The following is a 4,115-nucleotide window of genomic DNA, read 5'->3' as shown; positions in this document are numbered from 1 at the left end:
GAGTTACGTCGTGACCACGACTCACAAGCTCCTCTGTGAGCAAATGCACTATCAGTTCTGTCCCCCCGTAGGTAGAGGGGGGAACGCTAGTCCACAGCGGTGCAACTTGAGCAATGCGCATAATTTTAGTGGCGGGTATCTTAGTGGTGGGTCAGCATCAAACTTTTAGGTAGTTAGCTTTGGGTAACCACTCCCATCCTGTCTTGTAAATCAAAAATTACAAGACGTTCATTTTGGAGGAGACAGTGATAATTCGAGCGGAGATGATGAGAAAAACCTGTGTAATATTCCAACCACCAAAATGATGGCCAGGCAAAAACAATTACGTTACCTTCACCCCCTTTCATCCTTTCTAGTTCAGAGATAGCCATCGAATCATCCGGTGGCGTGCCCCAGTATTGCCCGTCTTTTTCCAGGAATGGAATTACCCGGCGACCTTTAGCTACATCGCCAAGATTTAACTGCTGATCGTGAACTAGGATTAAGGCCTCACCCGGAGGAATGAGACTAGCAATGTCTTTAGCCGTTAAGTCCACCTTTGTGCGGTATTCAATCTGTTGAGCATACTGATTCTTAGGATTATCGTCTGACGCATAACTTCGACGCGCTGTTACCACGCCCATAGCAGATGGAGGATTATCAAGATTCCATTTTTTTGCAACATGCAGGTAGTCTTGACGGTAGGTTTCGGGATTCCATTTGAGGTAGTAGTAGTCTTTCTCATCAGGATAAATAGGGGGAGGAGGTAAGAAGGTAACCACAGCTTTCGGCTCAAAAACAATGGGCACTTGCTTATCATAAAGTGCAAGGCTGACATCAACTTCCTCCTGAGCCGTGATTGATTCATCAAACTCGCCAATGCGTTTGAAAACCTCAGTACGATAGAGCATACAGTGGGTTTCTATAAACTTCATGGTTCTACGGTCATGAGCATGTCGGTCATCTTCCTTTGAGGTACTGCGAGGAAGTATTTTTAGCTTGATTCCATCAGGGGTTTGTATGGGTTCAATGTCGTTTAGCCGATCATCAAAGTGAACCTTCTCAAACTGCCCTAATCGCTCAAGAACAAGGGGAGCTGCTACATCTGCTGGATACTCGTCACATGCTTTAATTAGCTGAGAAAGCCAACCTTCTTCTACAAGCACGTCATTTTCAAGCAAACATAAGAAATCATCCTTGGCTTCTCGGAACACCAGGTTTCTGGATTGGTTAGGTAGTAAATGATGGTCTGAATGGATGATCTTGACATTACTCCGACCCTGCAAAACATTGTCGATCTGTTGCCGGTAAACTGTCGGAATATTGCAATCCACTACGATCAGGTTGAAAGGAATATGAGTAGCATCAAAAACCCGCCGTAAACATTCGGCGGCAACGGAAAATCTTTCCCTAGGAACAAAGCCAATAGTTACTGTTGACATAGTTGACATAGTAGTATCTTCCTCACTCAATTCAGTTTTTTACTCTAATCAAAATTGATCTACGTTTAGCCTTGACGCAATTCCTCTATGCACAATATCCATGTTTAAAGTCCTGCTGCTGCCATTAACTTTCCTATTACTTTTTCGGCTGCAAAATACTCGACAGCAATTTCTTGTGCAGCACGGCAATTTCCTTCATAATCATGCTCAATCGCGTCCAACGCCGCTAAGATATCCTCCATGGTTTCAAATCCGAACAGTCCCTTGCCCGTAGGCAAAAACTTGCTAAAGCCTGTTTCTTGGGTAATTACAGGACGTCCCGCTGCCAGGTAACAAGCCGTGCGATCGCTAAACCACCCACTGCGTAGTCGGGTATATTGATCCTTTGCAACGGTAAACTCACCCCGCGAGGTTTGAATGTACTTGCGGTAAGTGTCAGGATTTTGGGACAGATGAACCGAATTCACCTGCCGCCAGCCGTGCTGATTAAGAAACTGTTTCACGTCGTCTCCAACTCCTGCTGCGATTTCAAACTGTACGGATCGACGGCTGGGCAGATCGATAAAGTTTTCAAATTCTCTGGCTTTGCGCCAATAGTAGGTCTCCCCTTGATAGACAATATCTTTACCTTTGTTATTCCAGGTGGTAATGGTGCTGTAGGCTTCACCCGGTGAGTAAGCGTGCTGCCAGAGTGCTAGGTCAACCGGTTGACGAGTTGGTTGCCAGTGGAATCTTTCGATGGGTACACCACAGTCAGCATTTCCCAGATTTTCGCCAAATGTAAAGTGAGTGTCGTGAGCACAGAGGTCAGCAATCATCTGTTTATCTCCCTGCACTACTCGAATTTGGGATGCTACGGGATCCGATTCTACATAAATTCGACGAGGGCAAGCCAGATGTTCCTCTCGAATCTCTTGAGCCCCAGTGACGTTAAGAAACCCATCGGCTTCGCGATAAAGCTTCAAAATATCGCTTTCGGTCATACCGTAACATTGCCCCTCGGGATAATTGCCCCGAAAGGCCCACCGCTCTCCAAATCCATGGGCCTCCAGAATCGGGACAATCTGCTGAATATTTTCGATGGCATCCGGTGTTAAGTCATTTAGCCGGGGGTTGTATACCCAGCGTCCGGAATCTTCCACGTAGTAAGGGTCGTAGCCCAAGCGCCTTAGCCCGATTAAGTAGTGTAAAAACTGGTAGGTAACGCCTGCTAAGGGATACCAGAACAGAATGCCAAAGACAATAATTTTCCCCTTACTAGGGTTGTTACAAAGCATGGTTGATTCCCCCTTTATCTAAGCAACGGATGACACGTGCTGGATTGCCAGCAACGATAGTATAAGGAGGAACATCCTCTGTAACCACAGAGCGTGCACCCACAACGGACCCCTCACCAATTGTGACACCGGGCAATACACAAGCATCAAAACCGATCCAGACATTGTCTCTAATGCGGATCGGCTCTGCTGGCACATCCCCCTCCAGTCGCCGGGACTTGAACTGGGAGGCATGTTCCAAGACATACCTCCGTTTTAGTGGGTCTAAGGGCAGCCGATAGGTATCCATGAGCACCACTCTCCAAGAGATTAAGGTGTAATTACCAATTTCTAGTAGGTCATCACAGATAATTCGGGCTCCATGAACCAGGACATACTCACCAATGCGAACCTGGGCACGGACTCCCATGTCAAACATCGTATCTTTGTACACAGCAGTCCCTCTGCCCATGGAAAGACCCTCTGCTGCCTGAGAGCGGTAGAGGTCAAAGCTTAAACTGGTTTCGATATAAGTGTCATCACTAAGAATTACGTTGTCGGGTATCGTTCCTGGATGCCAATCCCAAGGCAACCTTCGTCCATAACTCATCTTCTTCACACCTCCCCAACAATCTGCGCTGGATTGCCCATAACTCGTGCGCGGGGCGGCACATCCCGGGTTACTATCGAACCGGCTTCGATGAATGCTCCAGTGGAAATACGGACTCCCTTCAGGATTGTGGCATTTGGTCCAACCCAGACATCATCTTCTATAATTACGGGCTTCTTGAGCATTTTGGGTCTGGTTTGACCTTTACCCAATGGCGATAAAGCAATGGCATCAGCAATCCGTTCCGCAGGCTCTAGGGGATGAAAATCTGTATCGGCAATAGTCACATTCCAACCAATCACGACATAATTACCAATCTGCAGTTCCTGCTCGCACAGGAGAATCGCATTTGTAAAATAGCAGTAATCACCGATTTGAACCTTTGCTTGTTCCCCTAGGGCAAAGTGAACGCCTTCCATGGTGCAATGGTCACCAATGACTAGTGCTGGCATGAGTTGGCTCCGAAATCTAGCCCAACACCGTTCCTCAGCTCTGATGATACTGTTTTTACCAACCTGTACATTAGCTGGCAATTTTCCATTTGTCAAGTAATCCGACTCAATTTGTACAGAATCACTCACTCTCCTCTTCCCTCCCTGCTCACAATTGCTGTTTGACATCCGGATTGAATTCTGTAGAGGCGCTCATAGAAATTCTCCGCTGCCATTAACTCCTCATGGGTTCCCATCTCCACCACCTTCCCCTGCTCCAACACTACAATCCGATCTGCCTGCCGAATCGTGGACAGCCGGTGGGCGATGATGAAGGTTGTCCTGCCTGCCATCAACCGCTCTAAGGCTTCCATCAGCAGCGCCTCCGTCTGGGCAT

The 4,115-nt window shown here is 47.3% G+C and carries 4 protein-coding genes and 2 pseudogenes; all 6 read right to left on the bottom strand.

Translation table 11 applies throughout. The features are described from left to right. Positions 1-121: pseudogene (locus F6K38_RS44585) on the bottom strand (glycosyltransferase family 4 protein); the annotation flags it as partial. 52 nt (positions 122-173) lie between these two features. Next, on the bottom strand, positions 174-1,430 hold the full coding sequence (locus F6K38_RS36425) for a glycosyltransferase family 2 protein (RefSeq protein WP_287359894.1): 1,257 nt from the start codon (positions 1,428-1,430) through the stop codon (positions 174-176). Between the two features lie 95 nt (positions 1,431-1,525). Then, positions 1,526-2,698, bottom strand: a complete 1,173-nt coding sequence (locus tag F6K38_RS36420) for a hypothetical protein (RefSeq protein WP_287359892.1) — start codon at positions 2,696-2,698, stop codon at positions 1,526-1,528. Then, a complete protein-coding gene (locus tag F6K38_RS36415; protein ID WP_287248346.1) occupies positions 2,688-3,287 on the bottom strand; it encodes an acyltransferase in 600 nt (199 codons plus the stop codon). The genes F6K38_RS36420 and F6K38_RS36415 overlap by 11 nt, the downstream gene beginning before the upstream one ends. Positions 3,288-3,292: 5 nt before the next feature. Continuing rightward, on the bottom strand, positions 3,293-3,868 hold the full coding sequence (locus F6K38_RS36410) for an acyltransferase (RefSeq protein WP_287248347.1): 576 nt from the start codon (positions 3,866-3,868) through the stop codon (positions 3,293-3,295). Beyond that, positions 3,865-4,115 (bottom strand): annotated as a pseudogene (locus F6K38_RS36405) (ABC transporter permease); the annotation flags it as partial. The pseudogene F6K38_RS36405 and the gene F6K38_RS36410, both read right to left, overlap by 4 nt.

The organism is Moorena sp. SIO3B2 (genome assembly GCF_010692525.1).
Taxonomy (GTDB): domain Bacteria; phylum Cyanobacteriota; class Cyanobacteriia; order Cyanobacteriales; family Coleofasciculaceae; genus Moorena; species Moorena producens.
Note: the sequence above shows the minus strand (reverse complement) of the source record. Positions and strands in the feature narration are given on the sequence as shown.

Excerpts from the sequence above, each read along its gene's own strand:
- F6K38_RS36415 (WP_287248346.1), bottom strand. The coding sequence starts at position 3,287 with ATGAGTTATGGACGAAGGTTGCCTTGGGATTGGCATCCAGGAACGATA.
- F6K38_RS36425 (WP_287359894.1), bottom strand. The coding sequence starts at position 1,430 with ATGTCAACTATGTCAACAGTAACTATTGGCTTTGTTCCTAGGGAAAGA.
- F6K38_RS36420 (WP_287359892.1), bottom strand. The coding sequence starts at position 2,698 with ATGCTTTGTAACAACCCTAGTAAGGGGAAAATTATTGTCTTTGGCATT.